The organism is Streptomyces thermospinosisporus (genome assembly GCF_039526425.1).
Classification (GTDB): domain Bacteria; phylum Actinomycetota; class Actinomycetes; order Streptomycetales; family Streptomycetaceae; genus Streptomyces; species Streptomyces thermocarboxydovorans.
The window spans coordinates 1-13,705 of sequence record NZ_BAAAIZ010000082.1 but is presented as its reverse complement, the minus strand read 5'-3'; the positions used below and the strand labels follow the sequence as shown (position 1 = coordinate 13,705).

General features: G+C 68.9%; 14 protein-coding genes and 3 pseudogenes. 8 read left to right on the top strand and 9 right to left on the bottom strand.

Features of this window, described 5'->3' with window-relative positions:
* Positions 1-807: pseudogene (locus tag ABD207_RS24555) on the top strand (UDP-N-acetylglucosamine 1-carboxyvinyltransferase); the annotation flags it as partial.
* A complete protein-coding gene (locus ABD207_RS24550; RefSeq protein WP_344015282.1) occupies positions 804-2,039 on the top strand; it encodes a bifunctional metallophosphatase/5'-nucleotidase in 1,236 nt (411 codons plus the stop codon). The pseudogene ABD207_RS24555 and the gene ABD207_RS24550, both read left to right, overlap by 4 nt.
* A gap of 171 nt (positions 2,040-2,210) precedes the next feature.
* Here the strand turns inward: ABD207_RS24550 and ABD207_RS24545 are convergent, their stop codons facing one another.
* Both ABD207_RS24545 and ABD207_RS24540 read right to left on the bottom strand, forming a co-directional pair.
* A complete protein-coding gene (locus ABD207_RS24545; RefSeq protein WP_103780372.1) occupies positions 2,211-2,669 on the bottom strand; it encodes an ArsI/CadI family heavy metal resistance metalloenzyme in 459 nt (152 codons plus the stop codon).
* Between the two features lie 28 nt (positions 2,670-2,697).
* Positions 2,698-4,068, bottom strand: a complete 1,371-nt coding sequence (locus ABD207_RS24540) for an FAD-dependent oxidoreductase (protein WP_344015281.1) — start codon at positions 4,066-4,068, stop codon at positions 2,698-2,700.
* A 161-nt stretch (positions 4,069-4,229) separates the two neighbouring features.
* On the opposite strand from ABD207_RS24540, the gene ABD207_RS24535 reads away from it, so the two are divergent.
* Together ABD207_RS24535 and ABD207_RS24530 are read left to right on the top strand one after the other, a co-directional pair.
* On the top strand, positions 4,230-4,604 hold the full coding sequence (locus ABD207_RS24535) for an ArsR/SmtB family transcription factor (RefSeq protein WP_103780375.1): 375 nt from the start codon (positions 4,230-4,232) through the stop codon (positions 4,602-4,604).
* 64 nt (positions 4,605-4,668) lie between these two features.
* A complete protein-coding gene (locus tag ABD207_RS24530) occupies positions 4,669-5,142 on the top strand; it encodes a GNAT family N-acetyltransferase (RefSeq protein WP_344015279.1) in 474 nt (157 codons plus the stop codon).
* 9 nt (positions 5,143-5,151) lie between these two features.
* Here ABD207_RS24530 and ABD207_RS24525 read toward each other — a convergent pair whose 3' ends face one another.
* From ABD207_RS24525 to ABD207_RS24510, 4 genes are all read right to left on the bottom strand, one after another.
* Positions 5,152-6,453, bottom strand: a complete 1,302-nt coding sequence (locus ABD207_RS24525; RefSeq protein WP_146075277.1) for a hypothetical protein — start codon at positions 6,451-6,453, stop codon at positions 5,152-5,154.
* A 66-nt stretch (positions 6,454-6,519) separates the two neighbouring features.
* Positions 6,520-7,575 carry an ArsO family NAD(P)H-dependent flavin-containing monooxygenase gene (locus ABD207_RS24520; protein ID WP_344015278.1) on the bottom strand — a complete coding sequence of 352 codons (1,056 nt, stop codon included), beginning with the start codon at positions 7,573-7,575 and terminating at the stop codon, positions 6,520-6,522.
* Complete coding sequence (locus ABD207_RS24515; RefSeq protein ID WP_344015276.1) at positions 7,572-8,360, bottom strand: aquaporin; 789 nt, start codon at positions 8,358-8,360, stop codon at positions 7,572-7,574. The genes ABD207_RS24520 and ABD207_RS24515 overlap by 4 nt, the downstream gene beginning before the upstream one ends.
* A 38-nt stretch (positions 8,361-8,398) precedes the next feature.
* Positions 8,399-8,713, bottom strand: coding sequence for an ArsR/SmtB family transcription factor (locus ABD207_RS24510; RefSeq protein WP_103780384.1), 315 nt, complete (start codon positions 8,711-8,713; stop codon positions 8,399-8,401).
* A gap of 69 nt (positions 8,714-8,782) precedes the next feature.
* Between ABD207_RS24510 and ABD207_RS24505 the strand changes: the two genes are divergently transcribed.
* From ABD207_RS24505 to ABD207_RS24495, 3 genes are all read left to right on the top strand, one after another.
* On the top strand, positions 8,783-9,202 hold the full coding sequence (locus ABD207_RS24505; RefSeq protein WP_103780385.1) for an arsenate reductase ArsC: 420 nt from the start codon (positions 8,783-8,785) through the stop codon (positions 9,200-9,202).
* Positions 9,203-9,433: 231 nt separating this feature from the next.
* Positions 9,434-10,192 carry a DUF5131 family protein gene (locus ABD207_RS24500; protein ID WP_344015275.1) on the top strand — a complete coding sequence of 253 codons (759 nt, stop codon included), beginning with the start codon at positions 9,434-9,436 and terminating at the stop codon, positions 10,190-10,192.
* Between the two features lie 101 nt (positions 10,193-10,293).
* The gene (locus ABD207_RS24495) at positions 10,294-11,421 is read left to right on the top strand and encodes a three-Cys-motif partner protein TcmP (RefSeq protein ID WP_344015273.1); all 1,128 of its coding nucleotides are present in this window, start codon (positions 10,294-10,296) and stop codon (positions 11,419-11,421) included.
* A gap of 289 nt (positions 11,422-11,710) precedes the next feature.
* On the opposite strand, the pseudogene ABD207_RS24490 reads toward ABD207_RS24495, so the two are convergent.
* The 3 genes and pseudogenes from ABD207_RS24490 to ABD207_RS24480 form a co-directional block, all read right to left on the bottom strand.
* Positions 11,711-12,091, bottom strand: a pseudogene (locus tag ABD207_RS24490) (tyrosine-type recombinase/integrase); the annotation flags it as partial.
* An 84-nt stretch (positions 12,092-12,175) separates the two neighbouring features.
* The gene (locus tag ABD207_RS24485) at positions 12,176-12,718 is read right to left on the bottom strand and encodes a flavoprotein (protein ID WP_344015272.1); all 543 of its coding nucleotides are present in this window, start codon (positions 12,716-12,718) and stop codon (positions 12,176-12,178) included.
* Positions 12,715-13,316: pseudogene (locus ABD207_RS24480) on the bottom strand (helix-turn-helix domain-containing protein); the annotation flags it as partial. The pseudogene ABD207_RS24480 and the gene ABD207_RS24485, both read right to left, overlap by 4 nt.
* Before the next feature lie 183 nt (positions 13,317-13,499).
* Here ABD207_RS24480 and ABD207_RS24475 point away from each other — a divergent pair.
* Positions 13,500-13,646 (top strand): tetratricopeptide repeat protein, encoded by a 147-nt coding sequence (locus ABD207_RS24475; protein WP_344015271.1) that lies wholly within the window; start codon positions 13,500-13,502, stop codon positions 13,644-13,646.
* Positions 13,647-13,705 lie beyond the last annotated feature (59 nt).

Here is a 13,705-nt window from a genome sequence, read left to right as displayed (position 1 = left end):
GACTTCACGGCCGCCGTCCTCGGTGACGCCGGTGGCGATGACGACGGCGCGGGAGGCGATGGCCGGCCTTTACGGCTGGGTCAGCCCAATCTCTCGCCCGAAGTCCTGAGCGTGCTCGACGCCCTGAGTTCGGTGGGCTGGGAGACGCGGGCCGGCGAACATGTACTCACTCTCTCGCCGCCCTCCTCGTCGCCGACTGCCCCCGCTGCCTGGACCGTGCCCGGAGACAAGATCGAGGCAGCCACGCTGGCCTGCGCGATCGCCCTGACGCGCGGTACTGCCCGCATCGACGGCGTGCAGGGCAAGGACGTAGGCCCGTTCGTGGCTGCCCTTCATCAGCTCGGCATCCCCGCAGACGCGGAGCCGGGTGGCCTTACTGTCCGCGCGCATGAGACAGCCCCCACTGGTCGTCCCCTGCGGGCCATCGCCTCTCTGAGCGCGGCGGGCCTCGACGCCGACTTCGAACCACCGCTCATGGCACTCGCCCTCGGACTGCCCGGCACGCATCTGTTCGCCGACGCCATCAATCCCGGCCGCCACGGCAACCTGCTGCCGCAGCTGACCCGCCTGGGCGCCGACATCGAGGAGATCTCCCCCACCGAATGCCGCCTGACCGGTCCCCAGCAGCTGACGGGCGCGGGCGTCGAAGCCACCGACATCCGCACCGGGTCCGCCCTCATGGTCGTCGGCCTCACAGCCCGAGGCGTCACCACCATCGGCGGCCTCGACCAGCTGCGCCGCGGACACGCCGACCTGTCCGGCAAGCTGCGCACCCTGGGCGCCGACATCTGCGAGGTCACCCCATGACCAGCGATGGCCGCGTCCTCCGCCAGATCGTTGCCACGACCGACGTGCATTCCGCTTTCGACAACGCCGCGCCGTTCCTGACTCACCTCCACGCGCTACGCCCGACCTCGCTCATCGTGGACTGCGGCGACTTCTTCGAAGGCAGTGGGTACTACCGCCTCGGTCGCGGCACGATCGAGCGGGAGATCCTGCTCGGGCTCTACGACGTGCTGGCCCCTGGCAACCATGGCTGGCCCCACCACTTCGAACCCGACCTTCACCGGCGCACTGTCTGCGCCAACGCCATCGATGCCAACACTGGCGACGCTCTCTTCCGCCGCCTGCACATCGCCGATATCGATGGACGGCGCGTCGGCGTAACCGCCGTGATCGGTCAACAAGCCTTCCACTCGATCCCGGCCGCCCAACGAGCCGGCCACTGCGTCACCGATCCCCTCCAGGCCCTGCGCGAGGTGATTCTCGCCCACCACCATGACGTGGACAGCTGGGTCCTGCTCAGCCACTCCGGCTTCGACGAAGACCAGGAACTCGCGGCGGCCTGTCCCTTCCTCGACGTGGTCTTCGCCGGGCACTGCCACAGCGATCAGTATGGGCCGGTCCGAGTCGACGGCACCCTGGTCGTCAAGGGCCGGGAGCTCGCCGAAGGCTATGCGATCGCCACGCCCGTGGGCGCGGGATGGGGCGCGGGCACTACATCCTTCCCGGATCAGCTCCCGAGCTTCGTCCCCGCGGAGCTTGCGGGCCTGCGCTCACGCATCGAGGACGTCAGACAGCAGCTGGCCGCCGTCCTCGGCCCCATCAGGCTGGCCTACCGCCACCAGCCCCTCGACCGGCGCAACCTGCTCCTGGACCTCGCCGCCCGCCTGCGTAAGGCACTCGGGGCAGACGCGGTCATCCTCAACGAGACGGCACTACGCGCTGTCCCCCTCGGCGACACCCTCACCCAGGGCCACCTGCTCTCCATCGAACCGTTCGCCAACCAGCTGGTGCACGCCCACGTACCTGAGCCGGCGCCTGGGGCGTGGAAGCCCCCAACGGCTTCCTCACGGTCGTCTTCGTCGCCCACGAATGGTCCGGCGAGCCGGAGAACCGCGAACCGCGCAAGCACGCCCAAGTCCGCTGGGTCGACACCGGCGCCATCCCCAAGGAGTTCGTGGAGACCACCGCCAGCGCCCTTCATCGCTACCTGGCCGGTGGGCCTCAGGTGTCGCTGGGCGGTTGGAACTGACTGAGCGCACCACTGGACATGACCCTGCACGAGGCGATCGATGGTCTCGGCGCCAAACGGCTCCGCCGCCCATCGCACGCGACCGGCACAGAGGGCCGGCATGGCGGCGCGGGGCCGTGACCGGTCCCCCGTACCGGTCACGACCCCGCTGGCGTGGAGATTGATCATGGTCCGATCAGCAGCAGCCGCCCGCAGCAGCAGGTTCCTCTGCCTCTGACGCTCCCGGGGTGGTGCAGCAGCTGCTGCCCTGCTGCTTGGTCAGGGTGTCGGCGTCGGCCTTGACGACGTACACCTCCCAGGGCTCCTGGCCAGGGCCGTGGACCCAGACCTTGTCCTGGAGGGCGTAACAGCAGGTGGTGTCAGCCTCCTCGGTGGTGGTCAGGCCCGCCTCGCTCAGGCGGGTAGTGGCGGCGTGAACGGACTCGGTCGATTCGACCTCGACGCCGAGGTGGTCCAGGCGGGTGGCCTCTTCCACGGTGCCTTCGATGAGGACGAGCTTGAGCGGGGGCTCGGTGATGGCGAAGTTGGCGTAGCCGTCGCGGAGTTTGGCGGGTTCGGTGCCGAACAGCTTGCTGTAGAAAGCGACGGAGGCGTCGAGGTCGGGGACGCGGAGGGCGAGCTGTACGCGGGACATGGCGTATCTCCTTGGGTGGGTGGGGAGTTCAGCAGCCGCCGGAGGTGGCAGTCGGGATGCCGACGCCGATGTGGAGCGTGGCCGGGGCGCCGCAGCAGCCACCGCCTTCGCCGCCCTCGGATGCGGTGTCGGGGGCGTCGTAGAGGCCGGCACCGCCGCACACGCCGGTCTCCGGCAGGGTCAGCTCGACACGCTCGGCGGCCTCGCGGTCGCCGGCGAGCGCGGCGGCGACGGAGCGGACCTGCTCGTAGCCGGTCAGCGCGAGGAACGTGGGCGCCCGGCCGTAGGACTTCATGCCGACCAGGTAGAGGTCCTGCTCGGGGTGGGCGAGCTCGTTGACGCCGTGAGGGTAGACCGTGCCGCAGGAGTGGATGTTCGGGTCGATCAGCGGGGCCAGCGCGACGGGGGCCTGGAGACGTTCGTCGAGGCCGAGGCGGACCTCGGAGAGGAAGGACAGGTCGGGGCGGAAGCCGGTCAGCACGAGGACCTCGTCGACCGGGTCCAGGCGGCGGCCGTCCTCGGCGACCAGGACCAGCCGGTCACCGTCCCGTTCCACGGCCCGTGTACGGAAGCCGGTCACCGCGCTCGCGTGGCCGTCCTCGACGGCGGCCTTGGCGCGCAGCCCCAGGGCGCCCCGGGCGGGGAGCTGGTCGGCCTCGCCACCGCCGAAGGTGTTCGCACCGATGCCGCGCCGCAGGACCCATGCCGCGTGGGTGCCGGGCTTTTCCATGGCCAGGTCGGCGAGGTAGGCCAGCGCGGTGAAGGCGGAGGCCCCGGAGCCGACGACCGCGGTGCGCTTGCCTGCGTACCGGGCGCGAATGGCCGGGTCCCGCAGGTCGGGGACGCGGTAGGAGATGCGGTCAGCCGCCGCCTTCTCGCCGAGGGCGGGGAGCCCGTCGGCGCCCATCGGACTGGGGATGGACCAGGTGCCTGAGGCGTCGATCATGGCGCGGGCGGCGATGCGCTCCTCGCGGCCGCCCACCAGCTCGATGTGCACGGTGAAAGGCTGCTCGTCGCGGTCGGCGTCGACGATGCGGTCGCGGCCGGCGCGCGCGACACCCGTCACGGTGGCGCCGTAGCGGATCTTGTCGCCGAGGACGTCGGCGAGCGGCTGCAGATACTGCTCGGCCCAGTCACCGCCGGTGGGGTACGTCGCGCCGTCCGGGCGGACCCAGCCGGTGGGGGCGAGGAGCTTCTCGGCGGCCGGGTCGGTGACCTCGGCCCACGGGGAGAACAGCCGTACGTGCGCCCAGTCGCGCACGGCGGTGCCGGCGGAGGGGCCAGCCTCCAGGACCAGCGGTTCGAGGCCGCGCTCGACGAGGTGGGCGGCGGCAGCGAGGCCGACGGGGCCCGCGCCGATGACGACGACGGGCAGCTGGCCAGTGGCGGGCGCGTTCACGATTTCCCCTTTGCTTCGACATTTATCGATGGCTTGCGCCGCCAGCATGGCAGCTGATTCGACAAGCGTCAACATAGACATTCATCGAAACTAGTCTGCTGCCCTCGCTCGCCGACTGAGACCCCTCGCCCACCTGGTTCGACATGTGTCAACATAGATGCATGTCGAACACTAAGGTGCTGCCGTTGATCGAGCCCGCCTCCGACGCCGTGGCGCCGTGCTGCCCGCCGCTCACCGAGCGCCCTTTCACCGCGGACGAGGCCGAGACGGCCGCGCGGATGTTCAAGGCGCTGGGCGACCCGGTACGGCTGCGCCTCTTCTCGGCGGTGGCCTCGCACGAGGGCGGCGAGGCGTGCGTGTGCGACATCTCCGATGTGGGCGTCTCCCAGCCGACCGTCTCCCACCACCTGAAGAAGCTGAAGGAGGCCGGCCTGCTGACCTCGGAGCGGCGCGGTACCTGGGTGTACTACCGGGTGGAGCCCTCCGTGCTGGCCGCGATGGGCAAGCTGCTGACCATCGCGCCGGCAGCGGTCTGACCTCGCCCATCACCCCCCGGAGTACGCCACCGTGAGCAACCCGACCGGTGTGACCGTCGCGCCGATGGCCACCTCACATGCCGACGAGGTCCTGGCGATCTACCAGGCCGGAATCGACGAGGGCAACGCCACCTTCGAGACGGCCGTCCCGACGTGGCAAGCATTCGACGCTGCGAAGCTGCCCGGGCACCGCTTCGTCGCCCTGGACGAGCATGGGGTCGTGCTCGGCTGGGTGGCCGCCACAAAGGTCTCCGACCGCTGCGCCTACGCCGGTGTCGTCGAGCACTCCGTGTACGTCCACCCCGACGCCCGCGGCCGCGGAGTGGCTTCCACCTTGCTCAAGGCACTGATCGACTCCACCGAGGCGGCCGGGATCTGGACCATCCAGTCCGGCATCTTCCCGGAGAACACCGCCAGCATCGCCCTGCACCAACGGGCCGGCTTCCGCGTCATCGGCACCCGCGAGCGCATCGGGCGCCACCACGGCCGCTGGCGCGACGTGGTCCTGGTGGAGCGCCGTAGCGCGGTCATCGACTGACCAGTCCGCTTACGTGCCGGCCGCATCGGTGCGCTGCCGATTCCAGAGCGCCGAATATTGCTTCACCTCTTCCGGCGTGAGCTGGTTGTCTCCTTCTGTGCGCAGCAGGGTGGTGTCCCATGGGCGCGTTCCGTCAGTACGGGGAGTCAGCAGCACACCGAGCGTCGCCGTTTGATCCGCCAGGCCCGTCTGCTGGTGCAGCTCGTGATGGCGCAGCAGGACATATGACTGAAAGGCCGCCTGGATATCGGGGCCGAAGCGCGTCGCGCACCCGAAGATCATCTGTCGGGTGCCGGATGGAGCGATGGAACGGCGCCAGCGCCACTTGCAATGGCTGGGGGGAACCTGACGAACCTCGCGCAGCATGTCGAGCAGCAGCTGGCCCCACTCGGCGCGGGCGCCTACCGGCAGCTCGTCGACCTCGGAGAGCAGGAGCAAGCGGTTGGCTTCGCTCATGTGCTGGCCGAGCGGACTGATGGCGATGTCTTCAAGGATGAGGCGCATGACCCGGTGCGCGCGATCGGATCCCACCGGCGCCTGCGGAAGCAGCGGTACGGAGAAGTGGATCCCGCCGAGTTCGGCGACCTCAGGGCTTATCTCTCCGGGAGGCGCGTCGGCGTCCGCTGCAGCGAGGTCGTAGTAGCGCACGGGCTCGTCCCCGAGAGCCACCGAGTCCATGTTGGCCACGCGGAAGAGGTAGTTGACCACCGCGGTAGTCGAACGCAGCTGGTCGAACAGGAAGTCCCAGTCCCGCCGGGCCAGGGCTACGCAGGGCAGGCCGGGCAGCGCGCAGTCAACGACGGTGTCATCGGGTATGCGGTCGTGGTCGAGCACGACGACGCCGATCCACTGGTAGTCGTTGCCGTCGACGGTGAGAGTCTGGCCGCGTCCGTTCTCGAACTCAGCCGGGGCCGAACGCAGGCTGCGCACAGTCCCCTTCGCCTGGCGCGCAGCTTTGGCGCCCCTGTTCCGCAGCCAGTTCCGCTCACTGGCATCGTCCTTGTAGGCGCCCTCCCGGCTCTTGACCTGAACGACAACACCTCGGCTGCCGGTCAGAAGCATCCGGTCACCCAACTCCCGCTGCCCCGACGAGACGCGCTTGATTGCGGAGTGGCAGACGAAGTCCGGGAGTCCCCACGTCGCCGCTGCTCGATGAGCCGCCATCTCCGCCCCGGTCCCCTGGTCGACACCTTCCGGGAGGGGAAGCGCAGCCGGCACGCTCCGCACGAACACACCTAGGGCCGTTTCCACCACGAGCGTCAGCTCAGGCAGGTCGTCGTTCCCGGCCGCAGCGGGTCTTGCTTGCTCCATCGCCCTATTAGACGCTCGGCTCAGGAGCGCACACAGCGAATTTCACCGACCGTGGCGACTTGGCACCTACCCGAGCGAGGCAGCGATTTCACGGGCGGCTTCCCGGGCCGACCGCCCGACCCCGATGAGCGTGGCCGAGGCCGGCCCGGTCCAGTCGCCGTAACCGAGCAGGTGCAGGCGCGGCTCGTCCACCGCACGCGTACCGTCGACGGCGATGTGCCCGCGGCGGTCCCGCAGCCGGAGCGGTGCCAGGTGGGACAGCGCCGGTCGGAAGCCGGTGCACCAGATGATCGCGTCCGCCTCGGCGCGCGTGCCGTCGGCCCATTCGGCCCCAGTGGGAGTGAGCCGCGTGAACATCGGCGCCGCCCTGAGCAGGCCCCGGTCGCGGGCATCTCGGACCGGCGGTACGGCGACGACGTCCCCGAGCGAGGCGACGCCCCCCGTGTCCGTGCGCCCCTCGTCGAGGGCACGGCGGCGGGCGGTCGCGACGTCGAACAGAACGCGGCCGTCGACGTCGTCGGGCAGGAAACGGGGTGGGCGCTGCGTGACCCAGGTCAGCTCGGTGTTGTGGGCGAGGTCGGCGGCGATCTGGGCGCCGGAGTTGCCGCCGCCGACCACGATCACGCGGCGACCGGCGAAGTCCCGCGGGCTCTGGTAATCAACGGTGTGCAGCTGACGGCCACCGAAGTCTCCGCGGCCTGCAATCGCGGGCAGGAAGGGCCGCCACCAGGTGCCGGTGGCACTGATCACCGCTGCCGCCCGCCAGGTACCGGAGTCGGTCTCCACCCGCAGGAGTCGGCCGTCCCGGCGGATGCCGAGAACCCGTACGGGTCGCTCGACGGGCAACTCGTACCGCTTCTCATAGGCGGCGAGGTACTCCACAACGTGCTGCGCGTCGGGGTAGGTCGCGCCGGCCTGCGGTGGCATGAGGCGGCCGGGCAGGGAGGAGTACGCGGCCGGGGAGAACAGGCGAAGAGAGTCCCAGGTGTGCTGCCAGGCACCGCCCGGAGTGGTCTGGGCGTCGAGGATGACGAAGTCGACGCCCAGCCGGCGCAGGTGGTAGCCGGCGGCAAGCCCGGACTGACCACCGCCGATCACCACGACCGGAGCGGTCCGCGTCATTCGGCGGCTTCCCGCCCGGGCATGAAGACCAGCGCCACCAGCGCCAGTCCGACCACAGTTCCGATGAGCTGCATGCCGATGAACCCCGCGACCGACGCGGGCGCGATGCCGGCGAAGGTGTCGGTGAAGGCGCGGCCTATGGTCACCGCGGGGTTCGCGAAGGACGTGGACGAGGTGAACCAGTACGCCGCACCGATGTACGACGCCACCGCCACAGGCGCGAAGCGCAGGCGGTCGGTGCGGGCCAGGCCGAAGATCAGCAGGATCAGTCCGGCGGTCGCCACGACCTCGCCCAGCAGCAGATGGCCGGCCGATCGGTCGTGGGTGGACCACTTCACCAGCGGTTCGCCGAACATCGCGTCGGCCAGGACCGAGCCCGCGATCGCACCGGCGACCTGAGCGGGGACGTACACCGCCGCCTCGCGCAGCGTGACACCAGAGCCGCCGCGCCGGGCGGTCCACCACTCGGCCAGGGTGACGGCCGGGTTGAAGTGCGCACCGGAGACCGGACCGAGCAGGGTGATCAGGACGCCGAGCCCGAAGACGGTGGCCGTGGAGTTGGCCAGCAGCTGCAGCCCCACGTCCTTGGTCAGCTCCGTGGCCTGGATGCCGGAGCCGACCACGATCGCGACGAGCGCCGCCGTGCCGACCAGTTCGGCGGCGGCCTTGGCGAGCAGCGGCGGACGCCGGGGCGGAGTCGCGCCCGGAGCGGGCAGCGGCTCGGCAGCGGGGGCTATGGGGGACTCCCCTGTTCTGCCGTGCTGGGTGGCCTCGGTGGCGGTCAACAGGAACTCCTCGGTGCAGGTGGCTTTGGGGCGGGTGATCAGGGGCAGGACCGCTTCACGCTGTTCTCGGCGGTGGCACGCGCGGTCTCCGCGAGATCGGCGAACTGACCGGCAAGCGAGGCGATGACGTCGGGCTTGAGCCGGTAGTAGGTGAAGCGGCCGCACGGCTCCGTCTCCACGACCCCCGCCTCGCGCAGCACCTTCAGATGGTTGGAGAGGTTGGTCTGCTTGGCCCCCGTCTCCTCGATCAGGTGCGTCGTGCAGAGCGTCTCCTTGGCGAGCAGGGTGACGATCTGGAGGCGGAGCGGGTCCGCGAGAACCCGCAACAGATCAGTGTCGACTGACGTCAGCATGGCCTGATACTTTCACATCATTCCTGGCTGATACCAGCCTGGGCTGATCCACCGACGAAGGAAGAACCGATGCCCTCCAGCCCGCTCGCCTCCGTGCTGTTCGTCTGCATCCACAACGCCGGGCGTTCACAGATGGCCGCAGGCTTCCTCTCCCACCTCGCGGGCGACCGGATCGAGGTCCGCTCCGCCGGCTCCGTTCCCGCAGACCAGGTCAACCCGGCCGCCGTCGAAGCGATGAGGGAGGTCGGCATCGACATCGCCGACCAGCAGCCCAAGCTCCTCACGACCGAGGCCGTCCAGGCGTCCGACTACGTCATCACCATGGGCTGCGGCGACGCCTGCCCGATCTTCCCCGGCAAGAAGTACCTCGACTGGACCCTGGAAGACCCCGCCGGCAAGGGCGTCGAGGCCGTCCGCCCGATCCGCGACGAGATCAAGAAGCGGATCGAGGCACTGATCTCCGAGATCGACGCCCAGCAGGAGGCGTGACATCCGCGACGGGCAGCGGCGCCGCCGATGTGATCGGTTCCGGATAGGCCACCGCCGTCGAGAATCTCCTACCACCCGGCGGGTGCACCCCCTTCACAGAACGCACGTTCGACGTGAAGGATGGGCGTGATCGCGTGCCAGTTCGGTACGTCGCTCGTTAGGCAGCGCAGTCGAAGCGCAGAGTGGGCAAGCGCTGGTTCGCCCTTGCCCTACTGCTACGGGAGGGGACCCATGGGCGATCGCAGCACCATCGAGTGGACTGAGGCGACCTGGAATCCCACCACTGGCTGCGATCGCATCTCCCCCGGGTGCGACAACTGCTATGCCCTGACGTTATCCAGACGCCTCAAGGCGATGGGGGTGGCCAAGTATCAAGCCGACGGTGACCCCAGGACCTCCGGTCCCGGCTTCGGCCTCGCCCTGCATTCGGACACGCTGGCCATCCCACGCCAGTGGAAGACCCCCCGCATGGTTTTCGTCAACTCAATGAGCGACCTGTTCCACGCCAAGGTGCCCTTGGACTTCGTACAACAGGTCTTCCAGGTAATCGCCGACACGCCACAGCACACCTATCAACTCCTGACGAAGAGGGCCCGCAGACTCCGGCGACTGGCAGGCCAACTCGACTGGCCTCCCAACCTCTGGATGGGCGTCTCCGTCGAGGACGCGGATCACATGGATCGCATTGACGATCTGCGTCAGGTGCCAGCCGCCGTGCGGTTCTTGTCCTGTGAACCACTGCTCGGTCCTCTGACAGGTCTGCGTCTGGACGGCATCGGCTGGGTGATCGCAGGTGGAGAGTCCGGCCCCCAGCACCGCCCCGTGCAAGAGGAATGGCTGATCGAGATCCGCGATGCCTGCAACGAAGCCGACGTGCCGTTCTTCTTCAAGCAGTGGGGCGGCCGCACACCGAAGTCCGGAGGCCGTGAGCTCGCCGGCATCACGTGGGACCAGATGCCGTCCCGGCTGCACGTGGCAGCAGCGCAGTAACGGCCAATCTTCAACAGGCGCCGTACGCGCTCTGGTGGCATATGGCAACGGTGTGTGACCCTCTCCCCAGCAGGGCCGTATCGGAGTAGGGGGGAGCGGTCATGGCCGTACCGAAGGATGCCGTGTGGGAGCGCGATCCGCACACGGCCGCCAAACACGACTTACTCAAGCAGTACTTGGAAGCGTGGGCGCCGATTCTGCTGTCGCGGAACGATGTGATCACATACGCGGAAGGGTTCGCAGGGGCCGGCGTCTACAAGCAGGGCGAGCCCGGATCTCCCGTCGTCGCCTACGAGGTCTTCGCCCGCGCTCTGCACCGTTCCCCGAAGCGCATGTGGATGGTCCTCATGGAAGAGGATCCCCGACGGGTAGAAGAATTGCAGCGTCAGATGGCCCTCGCTCAGTCGAGACACGAGGAAGACATCACTGCACGTCTGTCGATCGACATCGAGCAGGGAGACTTCCACCCGGCCCTTCTGAGGAAACTGCATCGCACCGGCAGGCTGGGCAAGCCCCTCTTCGTCCTCCTGGACAGCTTCGGCGGGCCCGACATCCCGTACTCGCTCCTGCATGACCTCGGTCGCCACCGAAGCACTGAAGTCATGGTCACCTTCGAACCTGCCTTCCTCACCCGGTTCGCCGAGAGACACGACGGCCACCGGCAACTCGGCGACGAAGCCTTCGGCAGCCAGGAGTGGCAAGACGTATTCCGGCAGCCGTCCTCGCACAAGTTCACCTTCCTGCGCGAGCAATACCGAGCCACGTTACGCCGGGCCGGTTTCACGCACACGCTGTACTTCGAGATGGTCGACGAGGGCGGCAGGAAGCTGTACCTGATCTTCGGCACCCAGCACGAGCGAGGACTGGAGAAGATGAAGGACGCTATGTGGAAGGTGGACCCTTCCTACGGCGTCCGCTACCGCGACCCCAGGGACACCGAACAGCAGATGCTGGATCTCGTATTCGAACCGGATACGGCTCCGCTACGACGGATCCTGCATGACTTCATATCCGAAGCGCCCAAGGGGCGAACTGTCCCGGAACTCCAGCGCTACACGCTCTTGGAGACCGTCTACCGGCCCGCCCAAGTGATCACGGCCGTCCGACAGCTGCGTGAGTCGGGCGCCGTGACGACGGAACCGCGCGCCATCAACACCAAGACCCGAGTAAGCGCGGCTGCAACGAGTCCCTCTGCCGGTCCCTCAGCCGAGCAGGGTGCCCTCTGGTGAAAGGCCACCAGGGCACATCCAGGGCACATGAGCCCGGGAAACGGTGTTGACCTGTGAGAACTACGGAGAGGAGTAGCCCCAGGTCAGCACCATTTTCCGTGCGAACCCCCAGGCCAGCGCCCCGCCCCTCCCATTCGCTGCACGAGTGGCAGGACTTCAGCCACCGGCTGCATGAGGCGGGGCATCAGCCCTACTGCCTCGTCTGGCCCTGATCCGGGGTGTGACCGGGCCGGAAGCGAATCGGGCGGGGTTCTCGGACCCCGCCGTCGCCAGCGCCCGAGGAGGGCCGTCAGACGGCCAGGGCACATTGAAGGCACACGGGATTCTCCAGAGGCACTGACGCGCCCTGAGCCTCTGCTGCCGGGGCCGCGGTGAAGGCGTCGTCGATCGCCTTGCGGGTACGGGTCTCGCTGGACGGCAGCAGGTGCGTGTACGTCCGCAGAGTGAAGCCGGGGTCCTAGTGACCGAGGTACTCGGACAGCGCCCTGATGCTTTCCCCGACGTCCAGGAGCACGGAGGCGTACGCGTGCCGGAGGGCGTGCATGCCGTCCTCCGGGGCCGCCTGGAGGTGTCTCGCCCCGCGCTCGCGCGGAGGGATCACGCCGACGGCGGCCAGGGCGAGCTTCCAGGCGCCCATGTTGAAGACGCTGCGGTTGTAGGCCCGGCCCTTTCGTCGACGAAGGGAGAAGGTCCTTCACGGCCCGACCAACGACCGTCGGCGCCCGCGGTCACCGTGCCACAGCCGGATTCCTGGTCACGCCTCTCGCTCCAGCAGTTCCAGGGCTTCTTCCCAGCGGAACCGGTCCGCGCCGCCGCCTGCCCTGGGCCGGTGCGGTTCGCACGAGCCGATGAGGATGCCCATCGCGCGCAACTGATCAAGGCTCCGCTGATACGCAGGATGGGCGGCCTGTGCGGAGTTCAGGTAAGGCAGCGCCACGGTCGGGATGCCCATGCCGTACGCCTCGCACAGGATGCCCAGGGCGAGGGTGTCGGAGATGCCGGCGGCCCATTTGTTGATCGTGTTGAAGGTGGCCGGGGCGACCGCTATCGCGTCCGCCGGCGGCAGCGGGCGAGTCTCCCCGGGCGAGCGCCACGCCGAGCGGATGGGGTAGCCGGTCTGCGTCTCGACCGCCTTCGCGTCGATGAACCCGAGACCCTGTGGTGTGGCGACGACACCGACGTCCCAGTTCGCCTCCTGGGCAGCCGTGATGAGCTTGCCGACATCGCGGGCGACACCGGCGGCGCAGACGACGACGTACAGGAAGGGCTTCTTGTCCGGGGCTGTCGGCTCGGTCACGCGGGGACTCCCAGTCGGCGGCTGAAGTGGTGTAGTTCCGGCAGCGTACGTCGGCGGTCACGGGCGGCCATGTCGGCGACCAGGTTGCGGATGTCAGGGCGGCGGACGTCCTGGGCGGCGCAAGTCTCGGCGATGCGCAGGGCCTGGTAGCCGTCGGCGAGGCGGCCCTGCTGGCTGTAGGCGCGGGCCGCCTCCACCCACAGGGCGGCGCGACGCTCGGGGACGGGAATGTGGCGGCGCATGAGCGGGCGGGCTGCCTGGAGGGCGAGGCCGGCGTCGCCGGAGGCCACCAGGGAGCTGAGTTCGTGCAGGGCGACGTTGGTGGGGCTGAAGGTGGCCCAGGCGTCGGGTCGGTCGACCGTGACGTACCTTGAGACTTCCTTTGCCTCGGCCAGAAACTCCTTCGTAGCCGCGCGATCGCCGCCGCTGCTGCGGCGGTGACTCCACGTAGGAGCAACAGGCCGACGGCAGCCAGGTACTTCGGGGAACGTCGGTCGTAGGAGCCTGTGAGCTGGTCGGCGGTGTGCCGGACCAGGGTGACGGCCTCGGTGGTGTGCTTCTCACGGACCATGACGTGCGCCTGGACGCGGACTTCCGCACGGGCCTGGAGAACTGGCAGCAGCAGGCGAAGCTGGTGCGTACGGGCGCGGGGGAGGTACGGAACCAGATCAGCGGCGGTACCCAGCGCGGACCCCTCGGCATTTTGTTCAAACAGCGTGGACAGCCAGCTGAGGCTGAGCAGTGGTACCGCCAGGCTGCGACGAACGGCCATGCCAAGTCCATGAGCAACCTCGCGTTCATGCTGTACTGGGGCGGCCAGCTCGACGAGGCCGAGCAGTGGTGGCGCCAGGCGGCCCAGATGGGCATCAGCAGTGCCCAGACCAACCTCACAATTCTCCTTCAGCAACGCGGGCGCCTTCAGGGCTAAGGCGCCGTTTCTGATGGCGTGATCGTTCGTTGAGCAGTGCATGACGGATCTGGTTGAGC

What these genes read in the sequence shown, in the direction of transcription:
- ABD207_RS24510 (WP_103780384.1), bottom strand. Translation starts at nt 8,713, where the DNA reads ATGCTGACGTCAGTCGACACTGATCTGTTGCGGGTTCTCGCGGACCCG.
- ABD207_RS24520 (WP_344015278.1), bottom strand. Translation starts at nt 7,575, where the DNA reads ATGACGCGGACCGCTCCGGTCGTGGTGATCGGCGGTGGTCAGTCCGGG.
- ABD207_RS24530 (WP_344015279.1), top strand. Translation starts at nt 4,669, where the DNA reads ATGGCCACCTCACATGCCGACGAGGTCCTGGCGATCTACCAGGCCGGA.
- ABD207_RS24495 (WP_344015273.1), top strand. Translation starts at nt 10,294, where the DNA reads ATGGCCGTACCGAAGGATGCCGTGTGGGAGCGCGATCCGCACACGGCC.
- ABD207_RS24550 (WP_344015282.1), top strand. Translation starts at nt 804, where the DNA reads ATGACCAGCGATGGCCGCGTCCTCCGCCAGATCGTTGCCACGACCGAC.
- ABD207_RS24545 (WP_103780372.1), bottom strand. Translation starts at nt 2,669, where the DNA reads ATGTCCCGCGTACAGCTCGCCCTCCGCGTCCCCGACCTCGACGCCTCC.
- ABD207_RS24525 (WP_146075277.1), bottom strand. Translation starts at nt 6,453, where the DNA reads ATGGAGCAAGCAAGACCCGCTGCGGCCGGGAACGACGACCTGCCTGAG.
- ABD207_RS24505 (WP_103780385.1), top strand. Translation starts at nt 8,783, where the DNA reads ATGCCCTCCAGCCCGCTCGCCTCCGTGCTGTTCGTCTGCATCCACAAC.
- ABD207_RS24475 (WP_344015271.1), top strand. Translation starts at nt 13,500, where the DNA reads ATGAGCAACCTCGCGTTCATGCTGTACTGGGGCGGCCAGCTCGACGAG.
- ABD207_RS24500 (WP_344015275.1), top strand. Translation starts at nt 9,434, where the DNA reads ATGGGCGATCGCAGCACCATCGAGTGGACTGAGGCGACCTGGAATCCC.
- ABD207_RS24535 (WP_103780375.1), top strand. Translation starts at nt 4,230, where the DNA reads ATGTCGAACACTAAGGTGCTGCCGTTGATCGAGCCCGCCTCCGACGCC.